This is a genomic window from Mesorhizobium sp. M0060, from assembly GCF_040323155.1.
GTDB lineage: Bacteria > Pseudomonadota > Alphaproteobacteria > Rhizobiales > Rhizobiaceae > Mesorhizobium.
In genome coordinates, this window is record NZ_JAMYUP010000006.1 from 71,034 (window position 1) to 93,220 (window position 22,187).

Genomic DNA, 22,187 nt, shown 5'->3' on the forward strand with positions numbered 1-22,187 from the left:
TCGACGTTCGTCTGACGGTGAGTTCGACGCGTGCGTTTCGCGATAACGCTCGCAAGCGTAACGAACGACACGATAGCGCCTGTCCAGGACGCACGGTTCTTGAATATCGACGCGACCCACGACAGGCTCAGCCGGATCGCCGCTGATCTCTCCCGATGGGCGCGTCGCACGGCGTCGGTATAAATTGCCTCCCGCTGCTTTGGCGTCAATGCGCTCAGATCGATGGGCTGGAGGCCGAAGGGCTCAGGCGACATTTCCATCTCCCTTGTGGTCCGTCCTGATTGAGGCTGACAACAGGCGATTTACCGGAGACGCTTCATCACATAAAATGAATAATTAAGATCATTTCATTCTGCGGGAGAGATTGATGGATTTAGCTGATCTGCGCATCTTCCGCACGGTGGTGCGCGAAGGCGGAATCACCAGAGCGGCGGAAAAACTGTTTCGCGTGCAGTCGAACGTGACCACACGCATCCGGCAGCTCGAAGAGGATCTCGGTGTGCAGCTGTTTATCCGGGAGGGTAAGCGACTGCACGTATCGCCTGCCGGCCACAGGTTGATCGGCTACGCAGACCGGCTGCTGGCGCTTGCAGAGGAGGCGCGAACGGCGATGCTCGATCCACGCCCGCGCGGCACGCTTCGCCTAGGTGCGATGGAGAGCACCGCCGCGGCACGGCTTCCGGGCCTGCTCGCCGAATATCACGCACGCTATCCCGAAGTAGAGATCCAGTTGCGCACCGGAAATCCACAGGTTCTCGCGACCGCCATGCTTGCCGGCGAACTCGATGCAGCGTTCGCAGCCGAGCCGATCGCCGATGCTCCGTTCGAAAAGCAGTCAGCATTTCACGAGCAGTTGGTCATTGTCTCTGCGGCATCGCGCATTTCGGTCGAGGACCACCGGGACATGCCCAAAACCATGATAGCCTTTGAGCACGGCTGCCCGCACCGCAAGCGGCTGGAACAATGGTATGCGCGCAGAGGGTTCATGGCCGAAAAAACCAATTGAGCTCGGTTCATACCATGCCATCCTTGGTTGCGTGGTGGCTGGCATGGGCATAGCGCTGATGCCGAAAAGTGTGCTTTCGGGTTTCCCGGAGAGCCGCTGGCTAAAGCTGCACGAACTGCCCTCTGACGAAGACAATGCCGTCACGGTGTTGTTCTGGCGCAAGGGAGCCGGTTCTCCCAACGTCACGGCTCTGCAGGGACTGCTTGCGGAGCAAAGCCTGTCAACCGGCGTTGCCGCCGCGGCTATTGCTTGAAGTCGTGCGGCAGCGGTTCGGTTGCCTTTTCCAGCCAGGCCAACGCCTCGCCGTCGAGCATCGGCCCGATCTCAGCCAGCACCCGCGCGTGGTATTGATCGAGCCAATGCAGCTCATCGCGGGTCAGCAGGTCCGACCGGATCAGCCGCTTGTCGATAGGCGCCAGCGTCAGCGTTTCGAAGCCGTGCATGGCGATGTCGCCGCCGTCGACCATCTCGGCCGGCGTCACCAGGACGAGGTTCTCGATGCGGATGCCGTAGGAGCCTTCCTTGTAGTAGCCGGGCTCGTTGGAGACGATCATGCCGGCCAGCAGCTTTTCGGTGCCGGTCTTGGCAATACGCTGCGGGCCCTCATGCACGGCCAGATAGGAGCCGACGCCATGGCCGGTGCCATGGGCGAAATCGCAGCCGTGTCTCCACAGCGCCAGGCGCGCCACCGCATCGATTTCGGAGCCGCGCGTGCCCGGTGGAAAGCGCAGCATGGAGATGCCGATCATACCCTTCAGCACCAGCGTGAAGCGCCCGCGCATCTCCTCGGTCGGCGTGCCGATCGGCACTGTGCGGGTGATGTCGGTGGTGCCGTCCTGGTACTGCCCGCCGGAATCGAGCAGGAACAGTTCGCCATTCTCCAGTTTGCGGTTGGTGGCGCGGGAGACGCGGTAGTGCATGATGGCGCCGTTGGGGCCGGCGCCGGAGATGGTGTCGAACGAGACGTCGCGCAGCGGCATCTGTGTTTCTTCGCCGGTTTGCCGGCGCGTCTCCTCAAGCCTGGTGACAACGGTGATTTCGTCGAGCGTGCCGGGCTCCTGACGGTCGAGCCAGCACAGCAGCTTGGCGACAGCGGCGCCGTCGCGGTGATGCGCGGCGCGGGCGCCGGCGATCTCGGCCTGGTTTTTCGTTGCGCGTGGAATGCGGGCCGGATCCGGCGCGGCAATGACGGTGCCGCCATTGTCCTCGACCAGCATACTGAGCTTCTCCGCCGCCAGAGCCGGGTCCAGCGCGATTTTTGCGCCGCCCTTGGCCAGGGTGACGATCGCCGTTTCGAATTCACCGGGTTCGTGCAATTCGGCGAGCTGCGTCAAATAGGCTGCGACGGTGCGTGAGAACTTCCGCTGGTCCATGAAAAGCAGATGCGACCTGTCGGCGGCGAGCACGGCAAAGCCGAGCGCCAGCGGTGTGTGTGGCACGTCGCCGCCACGAATGTCGAAGGCCCAGGCGATGGAGGAGGGGTCAGTCAGCACGGCATGGGTGGCGCCGTCCTTCTCGATAGCCGCCGCCAGCCGCGCCAGCTTGTCCTTAGCCAGTTCGCCGGCAAAGCCGATCGGGTGGATCTCTACCGGTGCCAATGGCGGCCCGGGCTGATCTTGCCAGATTGCGTCGATAGGATTTTGTTCGAGCGGCACCAAGGTCGCGCCGGACTTCTCGGCCGAGGCTTTCAGCGCCTTGACGTCACTGATCGTCTGCAGCCACGGATCGAAGCCCAGCCGCACGCCCTTGCCGAGATTGTCCTTGATCCAGTTGGCGGGCGGATTGTCGACGAGGCTCTCGATCGAAAAGATGCCGAGATCGACCTCGTGGCGCACCTGCAGCGTGTAGCGCCCGTCGACAAACATGACGGCGCGCTCGCCAAGCACAATGGCGACGCCGGCCGAGCCGCTGAAGCCGGTCAGCCATTTCAGCCGTGCCGAGCGGTCGGCGACATACTCGCCCTGGTGCTCATCGGCGCGGGGCACGATGAAACCATCCAGCCCGTTCGCCGCCAGCCATTGGCGTAGCATTGCCACGCGCGGCTTGCCAACGGCCGGGTCGCCGGCGGAATCGAAGGTTTGGAACATATGGCTCTCCTCGAATGCTGGCGCGACCGTAGCGCATGACTTCGAAAATCGGAATCGATTTTCGGACCGATCATGGCTGGCCGCTACAGTGTCTTTTTGCGCATAGAGGCCATGCAGAATCGGCGATTTCAAAAAGCGTCAGCAAGGCTTACCTTCTTAACGTGGAGGAAAGCGTCTTATTGCCTGCAAAGGAGACCATCATGTCCACGATTTCAGCCAGACGCGGATTTTTCAGAAGCGCCATGAGCGCTTTGATCGAAGCTCGCCAGCGCGAAGCGAGCCGATATGTGAGCGGCGTTCTGCTTGGCTTTGACGATGAAACGCTGAAGGCTCACGGCTACGATCGCGAAGAACTGAAGAAAGCGGCAATCTCGCGCTAGATCCGAGCGAATTCCGGCTTGCGTTGAAAGCGCTCCGCCTCAGCGCTTGAGATGGATCGTCACCCAGCCCTCGCGGTGCAAGGTGCGGACGTGCCGGAATTTCTGGCCGACATAGGCCGCGATCACCGCATCGCGCTGGCGGTCGAGGATGCCCGACAGGACGATCGAGCCACCGAGCGCGATATGCCCAGCCATTTGCGGCGCCAGGCGCATCAGCGGCCGCGCCAATATGTTGGCGACGATCAGGTCGAAAGGCGCGCGCGCGGCAAAGATCGGATGGTGGAAACCGGGTGCAGCCACCGTTTCGATGAGCGCCTTGACGTGGTTCAGCCGCGCATTGGCGGCGGCCACCTTGACGGCGATCGGATCAATGTCGGTCGCCAGCACCGAAATATGCGCAAGCCTGGCCACTGCGATGGCGAGCACCGCGCTGCCGGTGCCAAGGTCGAGCGCGTTGCGCGGATGCTCGCGCCGCACGACCTGCTCCAGCATTTCGAGGCAGCCGGCGGTGGTGCCGTGGTGGCCGGTGCCGAAGGCAAGGCCGGCCTCGATCTCGATGGCGAGTTCGCCGCTGTGGCGCTTCCTGCGGTCATGCGCGCCATGGACGAAGAAGCGCCCGGCCCGCACCGGCTTCAATCCCTCCAGCGAGCGCGCCACCCAGTCGACGTCGGGCAGCGTTTCGCGCGCTATCGGCTTCGACAGCGACAGTCCGGCAAGGACGTCCCGCAGCCGCGCCTCGATCGCATCGACGTCGTCGTCGGCATAGAGCGATACTTCATGAATATCGCGGTCCTCGTCGACCTCAAGTAACGCAACCGGCAGGCCTTCGTCGTCGAACGCCGCGCCGAGCGCCGCGAAGATGCGGTCAGCCTCGATCTTGCCCGCGGTGAAATACAAACGCGTCTGCGTCATTACTGGATACGTCAACCTTCCGCCGCCAGCCGTTTGAGCTTGGCGATGGCGGTGTCCGGGCTTTCGCCGTAGGCAATGGTGCCGGCGAAATCGCCCTTGGCATCGAGCAGCAGCACAGAAGCGGTGTGGTCCATCGTGTAGTCGCCGTCGTTCGTGTCGACTTTCTTCCAGTAGATGCCGAAGGATTTGGCCATGGCGTGGACCTTGTCCGGATCGCCGGTAATGCCGAGGATGCGATCGGAGAAATTGCTGACAAAGGCGTTCATGATTTCGGGCGTGTCGCGCTCAGGGTCGACCGTAACGAAATAGGCGCGCAGGTTCTTGCCGTCGTCGCCCATCGTCTTCAGCCAGCCGGCCAACTCGAAAAGCGTGGTCGGGCAGACTTCCGGACAATGCGTGAAGCCGAAGAAGACGACGCTGGGGTGGCCTCGAAAGGCGGCTTCGGTGACCGGCCCGCCCTTCTGGTCGACCAGCGTGAACGGTGCTCCGAACGGCTCGCCGCCATAATGTCCGCGGTACCAGTCGAAGGTGAGCCAGCCGATGCCTGCGGCCATCAGGACGAGAATGCCGACCAGAATTGAACGCATCATCAGAGAAGTCCGTCGTGATTTCATCGGCCGCCGAATTCGCGCCGTGAAGGCCTTGGCTTGGCGAACACTCTTAGCGGTTCGGTCGCGCGGACGCAAAGATGTCGCGTTGCCGCAACCGGGCAATCCTGTGGGAAGGCGATCTGCTTGCAAAGCGCTGCCGTTCGTCCCACCTGAGGTCGGCAAAATTCGAACCGCAGGAGGTCTCTTTGCGAAAACTGATTGGCGGCGCGTTGGCCGTGTGCCTTGTCATTGGCGCCGGCGCTGCCGCCGCCGAGGAAGTCGGCAAGGTCGGCGTCGACTGGCTCGGCAACGACATCATCGTCGAGGCAATCAAGGATCCGAAGGTCGAGGGCGTGACCTGCCACGTCTCCTATTTCGACCGCGGCGTGATCGATCGCCTGCAGAAGGGCAATTGGTTCGAGGACCCGTCCGATTCTTCGATCTCCTGCCGCCAGACCGGGCCGATCACCATTGGCGACATCGACATGAGCGAGGCCGGCGAGGAGGTCTTCAAGCAAGGCATCAGCCTGATCTGGAAGAAGCAGGTGGTAAACCGCATCTACGACAAGGCCAACGAGACGCTGATCTACCTGTCGCATTCGCGCCAGGTGCAGGACGGCTCGGCAAAAATGTCGGTCACCACCGTGCCGCTCTACGGCCAGAACGTGGTGTGGACCAACGGCAAGCCGAAATAGAATTGGCCGAAATAGAAATTAGCCGAAGTAGAAATTGAAAGTGCTGCAGCGTCCTTAGCGCGTCCAAACGGACGCGCGGCGCCGTAGTCGGCTTGCGAGACTATGCGTGCCGGCGTAAAGCGCGCGCATGGATCGTCCCGAACACCTTGTCCTGAAAGATCCCGAGCCGCGCATACATCCGACGGCGGAGCTGAAGGCGTGCAAGCTTGGACGCTACGCGTCGATCGGCGAGCGGGTCATCCTGCGCGAGGTGACGGTCGGCGACTTCTCCTACTTCGAGCGTCACGCCGAGGCGATCTACACGACGATTGGCAAATTCTGCTCGATCGCCGCAAACAGCCGCATCAACGCGCTGGAGCATCCGGTCGAGCGGCTGACCCAGCACAAGATCAGCTACCGGCCTAACGAGTACTTCCGCTGGCTGGGTGTCGATCAGGCGTTCCGGGACCGGCGGCGGGCGAAAGCCGTCAGCATCGGCCATGATGTCTGGATCGGCCATGGCGCCGTGATCATGCCGGCCGTAGTGATCGGCAATGGCGCGATCGTCGGTGCCAATTCGGTGGTGACCCGCGACGTGCCGGCCTATGCCATTGTCGCCGGCGTTCCGGCTAGGCAACTGCGCCTGCGCTTCAGCGCGGAAACTGCCGCCCGGATCGAACGTCTCGCCTGGTGGGACTGGCCGGTCGAGAAGCTGGCCACGGCAGTTCCCGACATGCAGGCCTTGCCCATCGAGGCTTTCCTCGACCGCTGGGAAAACGGCGCCGCCTGACTTCGGGCCTATCTGCAAGCGGTCCGACGGCCTGCGCGATCTGGTCCTCCAACAATGTACCCGCGACCTTCCGCCACGAGGGAACCAGGAGCGGCTGCCAACTGTTTCTGCTGACACAATGAACTCGGCTTCCGTCCGGGTTCGTCGCCCGGCCGTTGAGGGAGTTTGAATGATTGAGAAGCTTTTCACCAGGATCGCCAACAACGTCGCCCATTTTGCCGGCCTGCCGCCGACGTTTGCTGTCTGTTTCCTGATCATCGTCGTCTGGGCGGCAAGCGGGCCGATGTTCGGCTTTTCGGACACCTGGCAGCTCGTCATCAACACCGGCACGACGATCGTCACCTTCCTGATGGTGTTTCTCATCCAGAACACCCAGAACCGCGATGGCGCCGCGATCCAGGCGAAGCTCGACGAATTGATCCGGGTCAGCACAGCCCAGAACACCTTCATCGGTATCGAACACCTGACCGAGACCGAGGTCGAAGAGATCCGCAAGAAATGCGAACAGGCAGCGAAGCGGCATGATCAGAAGCTTGCCGAGTTGGCAGCCGAGAAAGCCATGGCGAAGAAACGGAACACGAAGAAGCACGCGGCGGCGTGATATAAAGGTCCGGCGCATACCTGCGAAGATCGGACCCGATTCTTTGCTACGCTGAGCTTCGGCTCGGGATCATGCGCTGCGCGTCATGAATGCCGCGAAAGCATCCTTGTAGTCCGGGTGCCAGCGCGACAGAGCAGGACGGTTCTCGATGATGTCGCCAATCGCCCAGGCCATGCGCTTTTCGTCCATGGACCGGGTCGCCTCGTTGTCGGGGCACAGGATGTAGAAATCGCCACGCAGCAGCGAGGCCAGCATGAAGTCGATGACCTGCTCGCCGGTCCAGGCCGCTGGCGGTTTCTCATCCGCACCGGTCAGGCCGGTAAACGTGAACCCCGGAATGAGCAAATGCGCCGCGATTTTGGCACCGGGCTCGTTGCGCAGCGCGTGCGCCAGGCCTTCGGTATAGGTCTTCACGCCCGCCTTGGAGACATTGTAGGCGAGGTTGCCGGGCGGTGTGGTGATGCCTTGCTTGGAGCCGGTGTTGACGATCAGGCCCGGCTTTCCCGCCGCCAGCATGCGCGGCGCGAAGGCCTCGACGCCATGGACGACGCCCCAGAAATTGATATCCAGCAGCCGTTTCCAGGTGTCGCGGTTCTCCCACGGCTTGCCGGGATTGTTGCCGACGCCGGCATTGTTCATCAGCAGCGACACGTCGCCGAAGGTGTCGAATGCCTTTTCGGCCAGCCGGTCGAGCTCGTCGGCTTTCGAGACGTCGGTGGCGACGGCAAGTACGGCGCTGTCGCCGGCGATGGCGGCGACGGCGTGTCGGGCCTCGTCGAGGCGTGCGCCGCCGATATCGGCCAGCACGATGTTCATGCCCAACGCCGCCAGCCGTTTGGCCGCGGCAAGGCCGATGCCGCTGGCCGCGCCGGTGATGACGGCGACATTGCCGGAAGCGAGTGCGGGCAAAGCGGTCTGGATCTCGGCGTCGGTGGTCATGATTTTCTCCTGTTCTGGCCGCGGCGAACTTAGCGCGGAAAGAGGCTCGCGCAAGCAGGTGTCGGCATCTTCGGGTTGACCGCGTCGGCGGGCGTGCGCATGCTGATATCGGAAAAGGAGACCTGACGATTGACCGACTGGATCGAGATCCTGAAAGAACAGACCGCCACCGGCGACCAGATGAGCCGCGAGGTGCCGCAGATGCTCGCCAATCCCGACATCAGCGAAGCGCAAGTGACGACGCTGTTTTCGGCGCTCGAAAAACAGGCCGAATTCGTCGAAAAGCTGCGCATGGCGCTGGAAAAATTCGGCCATGATTTTTCAGTGATCAAGGCGGCCGAGCGGCTGGAGGAGCGCTACGCCGACCTTGCCGCTTCGGTAGCGGAAAAGCTGAAAGCAATGCGAGGCTAAACGGGGCCTATTTCTCGATCAGCCGCTCGAACCGCCTGTCCGGCACCAACCAGATCATCGCCACCAGGACATAGATCGAGACACCGATCCAGTGATTGACGAAGGTCAGCGCGATGGCGGAAAGATAGAGGACCAGCGAGATCTTTCCCTTGAGGTCGTTGCCCAACGCCCTGGCGAAGAGGGTCTCGTTGCCGTGCAGTCGATGCAGGGCCATGGTGAGGATGTTGAAGCCGATGGCGCAGAGCGCCAGGTCGACGCCATAGACGGCAACCGGCACCGGCGCGAAATGGTTCTCGCCCATGAAGGCCGTCGTCGCCGGCATCAGCGATAGCCAGAACAAGAGGTTGAGGTTCGCCCACAGCACGCGGCCGTCGACCCGCTGCACGGTATGGAACATATTGTGCAAATTGTTCCAGTAGATGCCGACATTGATGAAGGAAAGCACATAGCTGAGAAAGACGGGCCACAGCGGTGCCAGCGCCGAAAAATCCTCGCCATGCGGCACCTTCAATTCCAGCACCATGATGGTGATGATGATGGCGACCACGCCATCGGTGAATGCTTCGACCCGTCCCTTTCCCATAATTGCTTCCCTAACAATCCTCAAAACTTAAAAGAGGATATCACTCAGCGCCATCGGCAAAAGCTGCCAAATTTGTCAGGAGCAAGAGGGGGAGGGGGAACGGCTTACGCGAAAAAGGCGTTAGAGTGTCAGATCCCGAATATCAAAAGATCGAAAAATGACCGCTCACGCTCAAGTCATGACGCGCGATCACGAACTCGGCGGCAACGCTGCGGCGGCCGCCGTCGCTGCCATGATCGCGGCCCTTTTCGCTGGCAGCACGGCGCTGACGCCGCTTTACGTCATCTACAAGCAGGCCTTCGGCTTCTCGCAGATCACTTTGACGCTGGTCTATGCCGTCTACGTCGTCGGCAATCTGGCGGCGCTTTTGGTGTTCGGGCGCATGTCCGACGTCATCGGGCGCCGTCCGATGGCATTGGCCGGGATGGCGGTGGCCGTCGTCAGCGCCGCGTTCTTCCTGTTCGCCGAAAATGTCGCCTGGCTCGACATCGCCCGGATTCTGAGCGGATTGGCAATTGGGGTCGGCGCCGGCACCGGCACCGCCTGGCTCGCCGAATTGCTCTCGACCAACGACAAGTCACAGGCGGCGACGATTGCCACCAGCACCAACTTTCTCGGCCTCGGCCTTGGTGCGCTTGGGGCCGGCTTGCTCGCCGAATACGCGCCTTGGCCGCTCAGGCTGACATTCGTCGTCTACCTGGCAATGCTTGCGATTGTCACCATGCTGATCTGGCGTACGCAGGAAACCGTTTCGCGGCCGGGGAAACTGGCTGATGTCTCGATGCGGCCGCGGCTTTCGCTGCCTGATGACATCCGCGCGGGTTTCGTCGCGCCGGCGGTGACCGGCTTTGGCGCAATGTCGCTGGTCGGCTTTTATGCAGCACTGGCGCCGAGCATCCTGGCGCAGCAACTGCAGGTAACCAACCATGCCGAAGCTGGCGCTCTGTTCTTCGAACTGGCGATCGTGGCTGCCGCCACCATTCTGGCGACGACGCGTCTTTCGAGCCGAGCCACAATGTTTGCGGCACTTGCCCTGATGATCCCGACCGTTGCTCTGATCGTTGCGGCGCAGGTCTTGGCTTCGATGGCCATCATGATCGTCGCAACCGCCTTGTGCGGCGTGTCGGCGGCGTTCGGCTATCGCGGCGGCTTGCAGGTGGTGAACGAGATCGCGCCGGCCGACCGGCGCGCCGAAGTGGTTTCCGCTTTCTTCATCTGCTGTTTTTGCGGTAATGCACTGCCGGTCATCGGCATCGGCGTCCTGTCGACCATGGCAAGCGCGACCGTGGCAAGCCTGGCCTTTGCCGGCATGATCGTCGTCTTTTCCCTGGTGGCGCTCGGGTTTGGCGCGAAATACGCCCGCTGAGCCGGTCTTTCAGCCGTTCGGTATCTCCGGCGAAAGATGCGCGCGCTGGCGCGGTACGCCGAGGCCGGTATCCGGCGGCTCGCCGGCAGCCGGCCGGTTCTCGATCATGTGCATGGCGCGCCAGAGGCCGAAGCGATAATAGGCCGCGGCCAGCACGAGCGAGGTTATCGAGCCGGCCGGAAAGCTCCACCACAGCGCTTGCTCGCCGATCATGCTCCGGAAGAAATAGGCGAAACTGGTGCGTACCAGCAGCACCGAAATCACCAGGATGATCAGCGGTGGCATCACCGCGCCGGTGGCGCGCACGGTGGCGAAGAGCACGATGGTGATGCCGAACAGGATGAAGGACCAGGACGCCACGTTGTTGATGTGCACTGCGATGTCGATGGCCGCACTGTCGCTGCTGAGGAATAGGCTGAGCACCGCGCGGTCAAACAGGAACAGCAGCGCGACAAGCGCGCCGGTCAGGGCGAGGTTGAAACCGACGCCGGAGGCCGCTATGCGGCCGATCCTATCCCAGCGTCCGGCGCCGACATTTTGCGCCGCCATGGACGAGACCGCGGCGCCGATGGCGAGCGCCGGCATCTGGATGTAAGTCCAGAGCTGTGCGGCTATGCCGTAGGCGGCTGCGACCTGCGAGCCGTAGGCGTTGACCATGCCCATCACGGTCAGCGCCGCGGCCGAGACGACGATCATCTGCAGGCCCATCGGCACGCCCTTGACGACGACGATGCGCAGCAGCGTTGGGTCCGGCCGGAGCAGGGCGAGATTGGCGCCGGCCAGCCGCAGCGGATGCTTGCGCGCATAAAGCACGATCAGAATGGCAATCACGCTCACCGCCTGGCCGATCAGCGTCGAGGTGGCCGAGCCGGCGATGCCAAGTTCGGGGAACGGGCCGATGCCGCGGATGAGCAGTGGGTTCAGAATGACGTCAAGCACGACGGCCAGCGCCATGAAAAAGAAGGGCGTGCGCGAATCCCCGGCGCCGCGCAGCATCGTCATGACGAAGGAGAGCAGGTTCATCATCGGCACGGCGATGAATATGATGCGCAGATAGGAGCGGGCCAGCGGCAAGGCATCGGCCGGCGTGCCGAGCGCATTCAGGATCGCATCGACCCAGATCCAGCCGCAGACCGCGAACACCACCGAGACAAGAAAGAAGAACGTGGCGCTGGTGCCGACGATGCGGCGGGCTTCGGGCAGATCGCGAGCGCCCACGGATTGCGCGACCAGGATGGTCGCCGCCATGCCGATGCCGAATACCGTGCCGAGGATGAGAAACAGCACGAGGTTGGCGTTGGACGTGGCGGTCAGCGCCGCTTCGCCGAGGAAGCGGCCGACCCACACGGCATTGATCGAGCCGTTGAGCGATTGCAGCACATTGGAGCCGAGCACCGGCAGGGCGAAAAGCAGCAACGTGCGAGGGATGGGGCCACTGGTGAGATCGCCGGTCCGCCGGCGCGCGGGCATCTTATCGTCCATGGCAGGCAACTCGGCGACGGCTTGTTTGGGTTCCGGTCCGCAATGATTGCCGATTTAACGGGACAGGTCGATGCGGCGTTGCAAATTCCGTCTAGCGCGCCTTGATCTAATCATGTTCTCAAAGCTTCCGGAATCGGATATTGATCCTGGATGCGGGGGGCCGCATTCCTTACTAAATCCTATGGGTAAGCGGGGGGCATGTCCGATATTCCGTTGTTTTTTGAGCGCCTGAACCGGCGCGCGTTTCTCGGTGCATCCGCTTTGGGCGCGGCATCCGTGGCTCTTTCGGCGTGCACCACGACGGACGTGGTGACGCCGCCACTGACAGTGGCGCCAAGCGAACCGGCTTTCGGCGATGTCGCAAGCATGTATGCCGCGCGCGTCGACGAGGGCTATCAACTGCCGGCAATCCCGGTAGCCAAGATCGATCCGAAGTTCGTGCGCCAGATCGTGTCCGACCCGACCGGAGAAAAACCCGGCACGATCGTCGTCGATACCTCCGAGCACTTCCTCTATCTGGTGCGCGACGGCGGCAAGGCGATTCGCTATGGCGTCAGCCTCGGCAAGGCCGGTTTCGGATGGACCGGCAGCGCCGTGGTTCAGGCGAGGAAGATGTGGCCGGTTTGGACGCCGCCGCCGGAAATGATCCAGCGCCGGCCGGAACTGGCGAAATACAAGGACGGCATGCCGCCCGGCCCGCAGAGCCCGCTAGGCGCCCGCGCGCTGTATCTCTTCCGCGACGGCAAGGACACGATGTACCGGCTGCACGGCACGCCGGAGTGGGATTCCATTGGGAAGAACGCCTCGTCCGGCTGTGTGCGCTTCATGAATCAGGACATTATCGACCTCTACAGCCGCGTTAACGGCGTCGCGCCGGTCTTCGTGCGCCCGAACCTGTCGGCCGCCGCGAAGACCACCGCCGTGTCGAACAGGACGGCCGAGCCGATCGATGCGGGTGTGCCAAAGGACGCAGAGATGTTGAGGTAAGTGCCTTCACGATCTCTAGGCGGATGCGGTCGGCGCGTCCGCCTGCATGGGTGTCGCTACTTCCCGGCCAAGCCGGGAATCGTGACCTGATAGACCAGGAACATGGTGTCGACATCGGCGCCGTCCTCGGCCTTGTAGGGCGCGCCGACCTGGAAGCCGTCCTGGGTGAGGAAGTCGTTGTCATTGGCAACGAACAGGAAATAGTCGTCGGGCAGCTTCGGATCGAGGACGCTCACCACCGACATCGCCTCCCACTTCTCTGAAAGGTTGTTGCGGTCGTTGGGCGCGCCATTGTGCAGTCCGAAGCGGCCGAGTTCGCTCTTGTCGTTGATGTCGATGAACGGCGTCAGCTTGGCCGGCGTCACCGATGGATCGAGCTCACCCTTGGGCGCCACTGGCTTGTCTTTGTCGAACTCGCTGCCGGCGATGTCGGTTGCCGCCGACACATCGACGATGCTGATCTCGCGATGGAGCGAAGTGTCGCCCTTCAGCCCCTGGCCGTTGCCGCTGTCGCGCGCCAGCATCAGAAAGGTCTTGTCCGACAGCGCCACGATCTCGCTCTGCGCGGCAATCTTGGTCTTGCCCTTGGCATCGGTGAACACCGGCAGCGGCACGATATATTCATGCGCGAGCTTGAGCTGGGCGGGATCCGAGGCATCGTAGACCAGCGCGCGCGTGTTCTGGCGCGTCGAGGCGGAATCGCCACCATCCTGCCGCGGGGCCGATTGCAACACGGCGATCAGGAACTTGCCATCCGGCGTCAGCGCCATGCCTTCGAGGCCCTGGTTGTTCTGGCGCCCGGTCTCGGGATCCTTCGGATCGGGCTCCGCCGCACCAGGCCCAGGATTGTCGGACGCGAAATTCGGCGTTCCATGACGCATCGGGACAAGGGCTGCCGGCGGCCGCGTTGCCGACATCAGATGGCCGTCGGCGGAGAAGCGGTAGATGTTCGGGCCGTATTCGTCCGAGATGAACATGGTGCCGTCGGACAGCCGCACGATCGCCTCGTCGTCGAGCGCGAGCTTGCCGTTGGCTTCGGGCAGGATCGGCATGTCGTCGGTCGCCGCACGCACGCCGTTGAGCGGATCGAGGCCGGTCGCATCGGCGCCCTTGTCGTCGGTCAAAAGCATGGTGTCGGCAAGCGTCGCCTTGACGCCCGACTGTTCCTGGCCGGCGGCTGGTACTGCACCCGGCGCGATCGGGGCGAACTCGATGGCAATCGTGTTGAGGCGCGGCCGGTAATCGGTGGTGCCGACGACATTGTAGCCGCGATCCGGCAACAGCCATAGCGACCCCTTGTAGCCGTCCGCGCCATGCGTCCAGCCGGCAGCGTCGATCGCCATGCCGGAGCCGGAGCCAAACGTCTCGCCGAACTTGTCCTTCTGGCTGGCCGGGATACGGCCGACGCCGACCAGCCCCTTGTTGACGAAGCTGACGCCACCGACGGTCGCGGAGTTGTCGGCCAAGGCCGGAGTCGAGGCGGTGAACATCGCCAGCGCGACGGCGAGGGACGCGGTTCGGTGCGGGTTTTTCATGGATATCCTCTTTGGTAACAAAGGTGCCGGACCTGAAAAAGCGCCGCGCCGCATCGACGATGCCGCGAAAGCCTTCGGAGAAGCGATCTAGGACGCGAACATGATATTTGCGTGACAGTGCCGCGCTTGCTTGTCCCCATGCGGTTGCAACTGGCCTGGGTCTGGCGAACTCGTCGCCGCCGAGAGGGCAATTAACAACTTTACAAATAATCATTCTTATGTGAAGTTATGACAATGAAAGGTCACCGATGACAGTCTATCGTTTCGCCACCCGCCTCAATTCCTTTGCCTCGCGGCCGCAGGCCGAGTGGCCTGATCTTGTCGGCAAACCGTCCATGCTGCAGATGGCGGCGCGTGCAGCGAAGGTTGCAGAGTTGACCGATCTCGACCTCAACTTTCCCGACCATGTCGATGAAAAGCCTGCGGAAATGGCGCGGAAACTTGGCGATCTCGGGCTTTCCATCAATGGTTTCGCCATGCGCTACTACTCTAATCCGGCCTTCAAGCTCGGCGCCTTCACTAACCCGGATCCTTCCGTTCGCCGCGAGGCCATCGACCTGACCAAGGCCGGCATCGACGCCGCGCGCGAGGCCGGCGCCAGCCTGATGACCTTGTGGCTCGGGCAGGATGGCTTCGACTATGCCTTCCAGGCTGACTACGCAGCGCTCTGGCAACACGAAATCGATGGTATTCGTGAAGTTGCGACGCATGATCCGGACTGCCGGATCAGCCTTGAATACAAACCCAACGAGCCGCGCTCCTACAGCCTGATGCCCGATGCGGCGACGACATTGCTGGCGATCCGCGAGATCGGCCTGCCCAATCTCGGCGTGACGCTCGATTTCGCCCATGTGCTCTATGCCGACGAGCAGCCGGCTTTCGCCGCCGCACTCGTGGCACGGCACAGCAACCTGCTCGGCGTGCACCTCAACGATGGCTACGCCAAGCGCGACGACGGCTTGATGGTCGGCGCGGTGCATACGGTTCAGACGATCGAGCTGCTCAGGCAGATCCGCCGCGACGGCTACGCCGGCGCCATCTATTTCGACACGTTCCCCGACATGACCGGGCTCGATCCGGTCCACGAATGCGAAGTCAACATCGCGACCGTCAAGCGCATGTTGCGCGTCGTCGATCGGCTGGAAAAGGACAACCGCCTTTCCACCGCCGTCGACCGTCAGGACGCGGTCGCGTCGCAGGCCATCATCCAGGAAGCCATGCTCGGGCCGGACAGCTGAGGCCCGCGCCATTGCCGTTTTCAACAAGGGAGGAAAGACCATGAAATTTCTGCTTGCCACCGCTACCGCTGGCCTGATGGCGCTGTCCATCGGCTCGGCCTTTTCCGCGGACCTCGCGCCACTCAATTCCGACACCGAGAAGGATCGCATCGACTGGTCGCAGCTCGAGGCCAAGTTCGGGGCTTTCCCCAAGCTGCCCGAGGGCACCAAGGCGGGTGCGGTCTCCAAGACGCTGACCAACGAATACTGGCGCTCGCTGGGTGAGGGCTACAAGTCGTTCGGCGACCGTATCGGTGTGCCCATCGTCTACCAGGCGGCGCAGAGCGAGGGCGACCAGCTCGGCCAGCTCACCATCGCCGAAGGCCTGGTCACGCAAGGCTACAACGTGCTTCTCGTCTCGCCGCAGACCGACTCCAACTTGCAGCCGATCATGGAACAGGCCAAGGCCGCCAACATGCCGGTGGTCAACGTCAATGACGCAGTCATCCCGCAGGCCGAGTACTATGTCGGCAACGTCCAGCGCGACAATGGCGTGCGCGTCGCCAAATGGTTCATCAAGAACCGGCCGGATGGGGGCAAGGTCGCCATCGTCGAAGGCCAGGCCGGCGTCTACGCCGCCGTCCAGCGCACCGACGGCTTCAAGACCACGATCACTGAAGCCGGCAAGTTCGAGGTTGTTGCCAGCGTCCCCGGCAACTGGGATCGCCAGACCTCCTACGACGCGGCCACCAACATCCTGCAGCAGCACCCCGACCTGATCGGCTTCTATGCCAACAACGACGGCATGGCGCTGGGCATCGTCGAAGCGGTCAAGGCGGCCGGTCTGCAGGACAAGGTCGCCGTCTTCGGCACCGACGGCATTTCCGACGCCTACGCTTCGATCCGCGCCGGCGAGCTGACCGGTACCGTCGACAGCTTCCCGGTGCTGACCGGCGAGGTGGCGCTGGAATCGGCGCTGCGACTGGTGGCCGGGCAGAAGCTGCCGCGCGTCGTCGCCACGCCGCAGGCGCTGATCACCAAGGACAATGCCGACCGTTACTCCGGCGGCGGCGATGCCGTGCGCAAGGCGCTGCTCGAGGACGCGGCAGCGGGCCAGTAGAGCAGGGGCGGCGGGTGCCGGCCTTGGGTCGGCACCCTTGCCTGGAGAACTGAAGCAATGTCAGCGCGGCTGCAATTCGAGGGCATTTCCAAGGTGTTTCCGGCCGTGCGGGCGCTGAGCGATGTGTCCTTTTCGGTCGGCGCCGGCGAAATCCATGGCCTGCTTGGCGAGAACGGTGCCGGCAAGTCGACGCTGCTGCGCATCCTGTCGGGCGTCTACCGGCCGACAGCGGGAAGCGTGCTGATCGACGGCAAGCCGGTGACGCTGAACAACCCGGTCGCGGCACGCGCCGCGGGCGTGGCCATGATCCATCAGGAATTGCAGCAGGTGCCGCGCCTAAGCGTCGCCCAGAACATGTTCCTCGGCCGTCCGCTGACGCGCGGCGGCGTCTTCGTCGACCGGCGCGAGCAGGAACGCCGCGCTGCGGAAGCTCTCGCCGCCATCGACCCGACCATCGATCCGGCAGCCCCGCTTGGCAGCCTGAAGGTCGCGCAGCGGCAAATCGTCGAGATCGCCCGGGCGCTGCTCGACCGCGCCAGGATCGTGGCGATGGACGAGCCGACATCCAGCCTGACGCCGAGCGAGTTCGAACGGCTGGCCGAGGTGATTGCCGGTCTGGCGCGCGACGGTGTCGCGGTCGTCTATGTCTCGCACAAGCTGGACGAGGTGTTCGGCATCTGCCAGCGCGCCACCATCATGCGCGACGGTGTCGTGGTCGAAACCGTTGATCTGGCGCAGGTGTCGGAAAAGGCCGTCGTTTCGATGATGGTCGGCCGCGAGCTTGCCCAGGAACAGCACCGCCCGCATGCTTCCGGCGAGATCAGGCTGCGCGTGCGTGGCCTCGCCTCGGCGACCAAGGTCCACGACGTTTCGTTCGACCTGCATCGCGGCGAGGTGCTGGGCATTGCCGGCCTGGTCGGCTCGGGCCGCACCGAACTGCTGCGGCTGCTGGCCGGTGCCGACCGCGTCTCATCAGGCACAATAGAGATCGACGGCAAGGCGACAAAACTTTCCAGTCCGCGCGACGCCATCGCGGCCGGCATCGGCCTGGTGCCGGAGGAGCGCAAGCGCGAAGGCATCGTGCCGTTGCGGTCAATCTACAGCAACATGGCGCTGGCCTCGATGAGCGTGTTCGCGCCGCGCGGCCTCATCGACCACCGCCGGCTGAAGCGCGTGGCAGCCGAGAAGATGAAACGCGTCAATCTCAGACCGTTCCTGCTCGACCGGCCGATCCGCCTATTCAGCGGCGGCAACCAGCAGAAGGCGATCATCGGCCGCTGGCTGGCGGCGGGAACGCGGATCCTTCTGTTCGACGAGCCGACGCGCGGCATCGATGTCGGCGCCAAGGCGGAGATCTACCACCTGATCGAGGAGCTCGCCGCCGAAGGCCATTCGGTCGTCGTCGTTTCGTCCGAGTTGCCCGAGGTGATCCGGCTCGCCGACCGCGTGCTGGTCATGCGCGACGGCACGGTCGCCGCCGAACTGGGCCGCGCAAGTCTCAGCGAACAGGCGATCGCCGCGCACGCCATACCCCAAACGGAGACTCAGGCCGGCAAGGCGCAACGCCGTCGGGCCGGTGCATAACGGACAGGACCAGCGGATGACCGATATAACCGAACACACAGTAACGCGCCCAGCGGCCGATTTCCTGCACCGGTTTTCCGTGCGCGACGCCGGTACGCTGATCGGCCTGGTGGTGATCCTCGCCGTCTTCGGGGCACTGGTCCCGGGCTTCTTTGCCGAGCGCAACCTGATCAACATCCTGCAGCAATCGAGCATCAACGCCTGCCTGGCGTTGGGCATGACGCTGGTAATCATCTCGGGCGGCATCGATCTGTCCGTCGGGCCGACGGCAGCTCTTTCGGCCGTCATCTCGGCCTCGATGCTGGTTGCCGGCGTGCCGTTTCCGCTGGCCATCACCGCCGGCTTCGCCATCGGCCTCGCCTGCGGCCTGCTCAACGGCGTGCTGGTCGCCTATGTCGGGCTGCAGCCCTTCATCGTCACGCTGGGAACGCTCAGCACCTACCGGGCGCTGGCGCTGATCTATACCGGCGGCAATCCGGTGCTCGGCCTGCCTGCCGGCTTTCGCGCCATCTTCAATGGCTCGCTGTTCGGATTGCCGTTGGCGGTCGTCATCGTGGCCGTGGTCGCGCTGGTTGCCTGGATCATCCTCAAGAAGACGCCGTTCGGCGAATATCTGCTCGCCGTCGGCGGCAATGAGGAGGCGGCCTACATAGCCGGCGTGCCGATCGCCCGCACCAAGATCGCCGCCTATATGATCTCGGGCCTGCTGGCAGCTCTTGCCGCGCAGATCCTGATCGGCCGACTGGGTGCCGCAGAGCCGATTCTCGGCAACCTCTGGGAGCTCGACGCGATCGCCGCGGCGGCCATCGGCGGCGCCTCGCTGATGGGCGGCAAGGGCAGCGTGGTCGGCACCATTCTGGGTGCCGTCATCCTCGGCGCTATGCGCAACGGCCTGACGCTGATGAATGTCCAGTCCTTCTATCAGCTGCTGGCAACTGGCCTTATAATCCTCGCCGCGATGCTTATCGATCGCGTGACGAGGGGACGTGGATGACCTTGACCGGGCTGGACCTGAAAGCAGTAGGACCGCGCATTCGCATGATGATGCCGCATCTGACGCCGCTCGAGGCGAAGGTGGTTGAAACCGTCTTCGGACGGCGCGGCTTCGACGAGACCATACCGCTCAAGCAGATCGCCGAGGAGGCCGGTGTCTCGGAGGCGATGGTGGTCAAGATCGCCAAGAAGCTGGGTTTTTCCGGCTATCGCGACTTTCGCACGGCGGTCTATGAATACAGCCGCCTGCCGACCGCCGAGATGCATCAGGAGCTGTCGGTGGACGACAGTTCGGCCGAGATCGTGCAGAAGGTGTTCCGCACCTCTATCCAGGCGCTGGAGGAGACGCTCGCCATCCTCGACATGGACGATTTCGACCGTGCCGCCGATCTGCTTTACCGCGCCAGGAATCGCGATTTCTACGGCGTCGGCGGGTCGGCGCAGATCGCACGCGACGTCTCGCATAAATTCCTGCGCATCGGCATCCGCACCTCCGTTTACGACGATTCGCACATGATGCTGATGTCGGCCTCGCTGCTCGGCGCGGACGACATCGCCGTCGGCTTCTCGCATTCCGGCAACACCAGCGCCGTCATCGACGCCATCCAACTTGCGCGCAAAAGCGGCGCGCGCACGCTGGCCATCACCAACTACGACAACTCGCCATTGGCAGCCGTCGCCGACATCGTGCTCTGCTCGACCGCGCAAGGCTCGCCGTTGATGGGTGAGAACGCGGCGGCGCGCATTGCCCAGCTCAACATCCTCGACGCGCTGTTCGTGGCGGTCGCGCAACGCGACTACCGGGCGGCGGAGCGCAATCTCGGCCGCACCATGTCTGCGGTGACGTCGAAGCGGAAAGATAAGGGCACATGACGGCTTCCCCGCCGCTGGTGACCGTATTCGGCAGCCTGCATTACGACATCATGGTCGAAGCCCCCGATCGCCCGCGCAAGGGCGAAACGGTGACCGGCCATGCCTGGCATCCAAAATGCGGCGGCAAGGGCGGCAACCAGGCGGTGTCGGCAGCGCGGGCCGGCGTGCGTGCGGCAATGATCGGAGTTGTCGGCGATGACGATTTCGGACGCGCGCTCCTCGATAATCTCGACCGCAACGGCGTCGACCGGCGCCTCGTGCGGGTGGCTTTCGGCGGCGGCTCGGGCATGAGCGTAGCGACCTTCGACGACAGCGGCGACTATGGCGCGGTGATCGTCTCGGGCAGCAACCTTACTCTGGGCGAAAAGGACATCGCAGAGGCGGCCGAGCTGATCGCGCAAACGGCGGTGCTGCTGTTGCAGAACGAGGTGCCGGAAGCTGCCAATATTGCCGCGGCGCGGGCGGTGAAGGCGCATGGCGGCTGCGTCGTCCTCAACGCGGCACCCGCGCGAAAGCTGTCAGCCGAACTGATCGCGCTCACCGACATCGTCATCGTCAACGCCATTGAGGCGGAATTCCTGGCCGGCGTTCCGGTCGTCGACACGCTCGAGGGTGCTGCGAAGGCGGCCGGTATGCTCGTCGGTTTCTATCCGGCTGCGATCGTCACCGCCGGCGGCGAGGGGGTCGCCTATCGCGACCGCGACGGCCAGGCGTTCGCCCTGCCTGCGATGCCGGTGAAGGTCATCAGCACCCACGGTGCCGGCGATCAATTCGTTGGGGCCTTCGCGGCGGGGCTTGCGCGTGGAGAGCCTGTCGAGGCGGCCCTTGCCGCCGCCAATACCGCCGCGGCCTTGCTGGTCGCGACGCCGGAGCGCGAGCGCGGGCGGCTTTGAGCAAGGCCGGCCTGCTCAGTGACTGCCCTGATCAGTCGCTGTCGCGCGCGATCAGCTCCAGCGGCCAGACTTCGCGGATGATGCGGGCGCCTTCGGTGCCGGCGAAGGCCGGGATCGAAGCCAGCAGCATTTCGGCCAGCCGCTCGCCCATCGGCTCCAGCGCCGGGCGGAAGCCGGTCAGCGCCGGCGAAAAATAGCGACAGAGCGGCGTGTCGACGATGACGATCACCGCAACGTCGTGGCCGGGCCTGATGCCCGCCTCGGCCAGAGCCTTGCAGCCGCCAAGCGCCATCGCGTCGTTGTTGAAGATGATGGCGGTCGGCGGGTCCTTGGAGCGCATGACCTTGGGCGTCACCGCGTAGCCGCCGGCCTCGTTGATGAAGCCTTCCGCGATCAGCTCGGGGTCGAACTCAATGCCGTGCCGCCGCAACGCCTTGCGATATCCGGCGAGAAACAGATAGCCGAAGTTGAGATCGAGCGACGGGCGGATGGCCGCTATGCGGCGGTGACCGCGCGCGACGAGACGATCGACCGCGTCTGCTCCGGCTTTTTCGAAGTCCAGATCGAGCGAGGGGTAGGAATCGCCGCCGGAACGGCTGCGGCCGAGCGTCGCGAACGGGAAACCGGCCTGGGTCAAATAGTCAATGCGCTCGTCCTCGCGCCGCGTCCAGGCCAGCACCACGGCATCGGCCCGGCGGGTCTCGACGACACGGCGCAGGCGCTCCTGCTGATAGTCGCCCGGCGCGCCCATCACCACGATCAGGTCGAGCCCGCTTTCGGCGAGCTTGGCCTGCAGCCCGGTCAGGAATGGAATGAAGAACGGCTCGCCATATTCCTGGTCGCCCGGATGCGGCTGCAGCATGAAGGCGACCGAATGGGTGGCGCCGCGCCGCAGGCTGCGGCCGGACTGGTTCGGCGAATAATTCAGCTTCTTGGCCGCATCGAGCACGCGCTGGCGTGTGTCGGCATTGACGTCGGCGCGACCGTTGAGCGCGCGCGACACCGTGCCGATCGAAATGTTCAGGTGACGCGCAAGGTCGTGAATGCTGGACGCCAAAGGACAGTTCTCCCCCTTGCTTGGCTAGCACCGGCTGCTCTCCGGGCCAAGCCGACACCACGATTTTTCGCAGCCGGCCAATTGACATTCTACGCCACCGGGTGTGT

General features: G+C 63.8%; 23 protein-coding genes. 15 read left to right on the plus strand and 8 right to left on the minus strand.

Annotation, left to right across the window (positions count from 1 at the left end; genetic code table 11):
* Positions 1 to 367: 367 nt before the first annotated feature.
* Both NKJ94_RS08630 and NKJ94_RS08635 read left to right on the plus strand, forming a co-directional pair.
* A complete protein-coding gene (locus NKJ94_RS08630; RefSeq protein WP_352524295.1) occupies positions 368 to 1,006 on the plus strand; it encodes a LysR family transcriptional regulator in 639 nt (212 codons plus the stop codon).
* A complete protein-coding gene (locus tag NKJ94_RS08635) occupies positions 969 to 1,259 on the plus strand; it encodes a LysR substrate-binding domain-containing protein (protein WP_352524297.1) in 291 nt (96 codons plus the stop codon). Before NKJ94_RS08630 ends, NKJ94_RS08635 begins: the two co-directional genes overlap by 38 nt.
* On the opposite strand, the gene NKJ94_RS08640 is transcribed toward NKJ94_RS08635, so the two are convergent.
* Positions 1,249 to 3,093 carry an aminopeptidase P family protein gene (locus tag NKJ94_RS08640; RefSeq protein ID WP_352524299.1) on the minus strand — a complete coding sequence of 615 codons (1,845 nt, stop codon included), beginning with the start codon at positions 3,091 to 3,093 and terminating at the stop codon, positions 1,249 to 1,251. The genes NKJ94_RS08635 and NKJ94_RS08640 overlap by 11 nt on opposite strands.
* A 35-nt stretch (positions 3,094 to 3,128) precedes the next feature.
* Between NKJ94_RS08640 and NKJ94_RS08645 the strand changes: the two genes are divergently transcribed.
* Complete coding sequence (locus NKJ94_RS08645; protein ID WP_352524301.1) at positions 3,129 to 3,473, plus strand: hypothetical protein; 345 nt, start codon at positions 3,129 to 3,131, stop codon at positions 3,471 to 3,473.
* Positions 3,474 to 3,512: 39 nt separating this feature from the next.
* On the opposite strand, the gene NKJ94_RS08650 is transcribed toward NKJ94_RS08645, so the two are convergent.
* Both NKJ94_RS08650 and NKJ94_RS08655 read right to left on the minus strand, forming a co-directional pair.
* On the minus strand, positions 3,513 to 4,385 hold the full coding sequence (locus NKJ94_RS08650) for a 50S ribosomal protein L11 methyltransferase (protein ID WP_352524303.1): 873 nt from the start codon (positions 4,383 to 4,385) through the stop codon (positions 3,513 to 3,515).
* Between the two features lie 11 nt (positions 4,386 to 4,396).
* The gene (locus NKJ94_RS08655; RefSeq protein WP_352524305.1) at positions 4,397 to 4,975 is read right to left on the minus strand and encodes an SCO family protein; all 579 of its coding nucleotides are present in this window, start codon (positions 4,973 to 4,975) and stop codon (positions 4,397 to 4,399) included.
* A gap of 206 nt (positions 4,976 to 5,181) precedes the next feature.
* On the opposite strand from NKJ94_RS08655, the gene NKJ94_RS08660 reads away from it, so the two are divergent.
* From NKJ94_RS08660 to NKJ94_RS08670, 3 genes are all read left to right on the plus strand, one after another.
* Positions 5,182 to 5,670 carry a CreA family protein gene (locus NKJ94_RS08660; RefSeq protein ID WP_352524307.1) on the plus strand — a complete coding sequence of 163 codons (489 nt, stop codon included), beginning with the start codon at positions 5,182 to 5,184 and terminating at the stop codon, positions 5,668 to 5,670.
* Positions 5,671 to 5,797: 127 nt separating this feature from the next.
* Positions 5,798 to 6,439, plus strand: coding sequence for a DapH/DapD/GlmU-related protein (locus NKJ94_RS08665; protein WP_352524309.1), 642 nt, complete (start codon positions 5,798 to 5,800; stop codon positions 6,437 to 6,439).
* 169 nt (positions 6,440 to 6,608) lie between these two features.
* Complete coding sequence (locus NKJ94_RS08670) at positions 6,609 to 7,040, plus strand: low affinity iron permease family protein (RefSeq protein WP_352524310.1); 432 nt, start codon at positions 6,609 to 6,611, stop codon at positions 7,038 to 7,040.
* A gap of 69 nt (positions 7,041 to 7,109) precedes the next feature.
* Here the strand turns inward: NKJ94_RS08670 and NKJ94_RS08675 are convergent, their stop codons facing one another.
* Positions 7,110 to 7,979, minus strand: coding sequence for an SDR family NAD(P)-dependent oxidoreductase (locus NKJ94_RS08675; RefSeq protein WP_352524311.1), 870 nt, complete (start codon positions 7,977 to 7,979; stop codon positions 7,110 to 7,112).
* Positions 7,980 to 8,108: 129 nt separating this feature from the next.
* Between NKJ94_RS08675 and NKJ94_RS08680 the strand changes: the two genes are divergently transcribed.
* Positions 8,109 to 8,390, plus strand: coding sequence for a hypothetical protein (locus NKJ94_RS08680; protein ID WP_352524313.1), 282 nt, complete (start codon positions 8,109 to 8,111; stop codon positions 8,388 to 8,390).
* A gap of 7 nt (positions 8,391 to 8,397) precedes the next feature.
* Here NKJ94_RS08680 and NKJ94_RS08685 read toward each other — a convergent pair whose 3' ends face one another.
* Entirely contained in the window at positions 8,398 to 8,973 is a 576-nt protein-coding gene (locus NKJ94_RS08685; RefSeq protein WP_352524315.1) for a TMEM175 family protein, read from the minus strand.
* Between the two features lie 157 nt (positions 8,974 to 9,130).
* Between NKJ94_RS08685 and NKJ94_RS08690 the strand changes: the two genes are divergently transcribed.
* Entirely contained in the window at positions 9,131 to 10,339 is a 1,209-nt protein-coding gene (locus tag NKJ94_RS08690) for an MFS transporter (RefSeq protein ID WP_352524316.1), read from the plus strand.
* Between the two features lie 9 nt (positions 10,340 to 10,348).
* On the opposite strand, the gene NKJ94_RS08695 is transcribed toward NKJ94_RS08690, so the two are convergent.
* Positions 10,349 to 11,821 (minus strand): MATE family efflux transporter, encoded by a 1,473-nt coding sequence (locus NKJ94_RS08695; protein WP_352524318.1) that lies wholly within the window; start codon positions 11,819 to 11,821, stop codon positions 10,349 to 10,351.
* Positions 11,822 to 12,019: 198 nt separating this feature from the next.
* Here NKJ94_RS08695 and NKJ94_RS08700 point away from each other — a divergent pair, with 198 nt between their 5' ends.
* Positions 12,020 to 12,808 (plus strand): L,D-transpeptidase, encoded by a 789-nt coding sequence (locus NKJ94_RS08700; RefSeq protein WP_352524319.1) that lies wholly within the window; start codon positions 12,020 to 12,022, stop codon positions 12,806 to 12,808.
* 56 nt (positions 12,809 to 12,864) lie between these two features.
* Here the strand turns inward: NKJ94_RS08700 and NKJ94_RS08705 are convergent, their stop codons facing one another.
* A complete protein-coding gene (locus tag NKJ94_RS08705) occupies positions 12,865 to 14,343 on the minus strand; it encodes an esterase-like activity of phytase family protein (RefSeq protein WP_352524321.1) in 1,479 nt (492 codons plus the stop codon).
* A gap of 248 nt (positions 14,344 to 14,591) precedes the next feature.
* On the opposite strand from NKJ94_RS08705, the gene NKJ94_RS08710 reads away from it, so the two are divergent.
* The 6 genes from NKJ94_RS08710 to NKJ94_RS08735 are packed head-to-tail and all read left to right on the plus strand — an operon-like array spanning position 14,592 to position 21,023.
* Positions 14,592 to 15,581 carry a TIM barrel protein gene (locus NKJ94_RS08710; protein WP_352524323.1) on the plus strand — a complete coding sequence of 330 codons (990 nt, stop codon included), beginning with the start codon at positions 14,592 to 14,594 and terminating at the stop codon, positions 15,579 to 15,581.
* 40 nt (positions 15,582 to 15,621) lie between these two features.
* Positions 15,622 to 16,680, plus strand: coding sequence for a sugar ABC transporter substrate-binding protein (locus NKJ94_RS08715; RefSeq protein WP_352524325.1), 1,059 nt, complete (start codon positions 15,622 to 15,624; stop codon positions 16,678 to 16,680).
* Between the two features lie 57 nt (positions 16,681 to 16,737).
* The gene (locus NKJ94_RS08720) at positions 16,738 to 18,264 is read left to right on the plus strand and encodes a sugar ABC transporter ATP-binding protein (RefSeq protein ID WP_352524327.1); all 1,527 of its coding nucleotides are present in this window, start codon (positions 16,738 to 16,740) and stop codon (positions 18,262 to 18,264) included.
* A gap of 16 nt (positions 18,265 to 18,280) precedes the next feature.
* Positions 18,281 to 19,258: an ABC transporter permease gene (locus NKJ94_RS08725; protein WP_352524329.1), complete on the plus strand. Its 978-nt coding sequence runs from the start codon at positions 18,281 to 18,283 to the stop codon at positions 19,256 to 19,258.
* Positions 19,255 to 20,130: a MurR/RpiR family transcriptional regulator gene (locus NKJ94_RS08730; RefSeq protein ID WP_352524331.1), complete on the plus strand. Its 876-nt coding sequence runs from the start codon at positions 19,255 to 19,257 to the stop codon at positions 20,128 to 20,130. Before NKJ94_RS08725 ends, NKJ94_RS08730 begins: the two co-directional genes overlap by 4 nt.
* Positions 20,127 to 21,023 (plus strand): ribokinase, encoded by an 897-nt coding sequence (locus NKJ94_RS08735; RefSeq protein ID WP_352524333.1) that lies wholly within the window; start codon positions 20,127 to 20,129, stop codon positions 21,021 to 21,023. Before NKJ94_RS08730 ends, NKJ94_RS08735 begins: the two co-directional genes overlap by 4 nt.
* A 31-nt stretch (positions 21,024 to 21,054) precedes the next feature.
* Here the strand turns inward: NKJ94_RS08735 and NKJ94_RS08740 are convergent, their stop codons facing one another.
* On the minus strand, positions 21,055 to 22,080 hold the full coding sequence (locus tag NKJ94_RS08740; protein WP_352524336.1) for a LacI family DNA-binding transcriptional regulator: 1,026 nt from the start codon (positions 22,078 to 22,080) through the stop codon (positions 21,055 to 21,057).
* Positions 22,081 to 22,187 lie beyond the last annotated feature (107 nt).

Coding starts and splice junctions, on each gene's coding strand:
- NKJ94_RS08630 (WP_352524295.1), top strand. CDS start 368: ATGGATTTAGCTGATCTGCGCATCTTCCGCACGGTGGTGCGCGAAGGC.
- NKJ94_RS08635 (WP_352524297.1), top strand. CDS start 969: ATGCGCGCAGAGGGTTCATGGCCGAAAAAACCAATTGAGCTCGGTTCA.
- NKJ94_RS08640 (WP_352524299.1), bottom strand. CDS start 3,093: ATGTTCCAAACCTTCGATTCCGCCGGCGACCCGGCCGTTGGCAAGCCG.
- NKJ94_RS08645 (WP_352524301.1), top strand. CDS start 3,129: ATGACTTCGAAAATCGGAATCGATTTTCGGACCGATCATGGCTGGCCG.
- NKJ94_RS08650 (WP_352524303.1), bottom strand. CDS start 4,385: ATGACGCAGACGCGTTTGTATTTCACCGCGGGCAAGATCGAGGCTGAC.
- NKJ94_RS08655 (WP_352524305.1), bottom strand. CDS start 4,975: ATGATGCGTTCAATTCTGGTCGGCATTCTCGTCCTGATGGCCGCAGGC.
- NKJ94_RS08665 (WP_352524309.1), top strand. CDS start 5,798: ATGGATCGTCCCGAACACCTTGTCCTGAAAGATCCCGAGCCGCGCATA.
- NKJ94_RS08670 (WP_352524310.1), top strand. CDS start 6,609: ATGATTGAGAAGCTTTTCACCAGGATCGCCAACAACGTCGCCCATTTT.
- NKJ94_RS08675 (WP_352524311.1), bottom strand. CDS start 7,979: ATGACCACCGACGCCGAGATCCAGACCGCTTTGCCCGCACTCGCTTCC.
- NKJ94_RS08685 (WP_352524315.1), bottom strand. CDS start 8,973: ATGGGAAAGGGACGGGTCGAAGCATTCACCGATGGCGTGGTCGCCATC.
- NKJ94_RS08690 (WP_352524316.1), top strand. CDS start 9,131: ATGACCGCTCACGCTCAAGTCATGACGCGCGATCACGAACTCGGCGGC.
- NKJ94_RS08695 (WP_352524318.1), bottom strand. CDS start 11,821: ATGGACGATAAGATGCCCGCGCGCCGGCGGACCGGCGATCTCACCAGT.
- NKJ94_RS08700 (WP_352524319.1), top strand. CDS start 12,020: ATGTCCGATATTCCGTTGTTTTTTGAGCGCCTGAACCGGCGCGCGTTT.
- NKJ94_RS08705 (WP_352524321.1), bottom strand. CDS start 14,343: ATGAAAAACCCGCACCGAACCGCGTCCCTCGCCGTCGCGCTGGCGATG.
- NKJ94_RS08710 (WP_352524323.1), top strand. CDS start 14,592: ATGACAGTCTATCGTTTCGCCACCCGCCTCAATTCCTTTGCCTCGCGG.
- NKJ94_RS08715 (WP_352524325.1), top strand. CDS start 15,622: ATGAAATTTCTGCTTGCCACCGCTACCGCTGGCCTGATGGCGCTGTCC.
- NKJ94_RS08720 (WP_352524327.1), top strand. CDS start 16,738: ATGTCAGCGCGGCTGCAATTCGAGGGCATTTCCAAGGTGTTTCCGGCC.
- NKJ94_RS08725 (WP_352524329.1), top strand. CDS start 18,281: ATGACCGATATAACCGAACACACAGTAACGCGCCCAGCGGCCGATTTC.
- NKJ94_RS08730 (WP_352524331.1), top strand. CDS start 19,255: ATGACCTTGACCGGGCTGGACCTGAAAGCAGTAGGACCGCGCATTCGC.
- NKJ94_RS08735 (WP_352524333.1), top strand. CDS start 20,127: ATGACGGCTTCCCCGCCGCTGGTGACCGTATTCGGCAGCCTGCATTAC.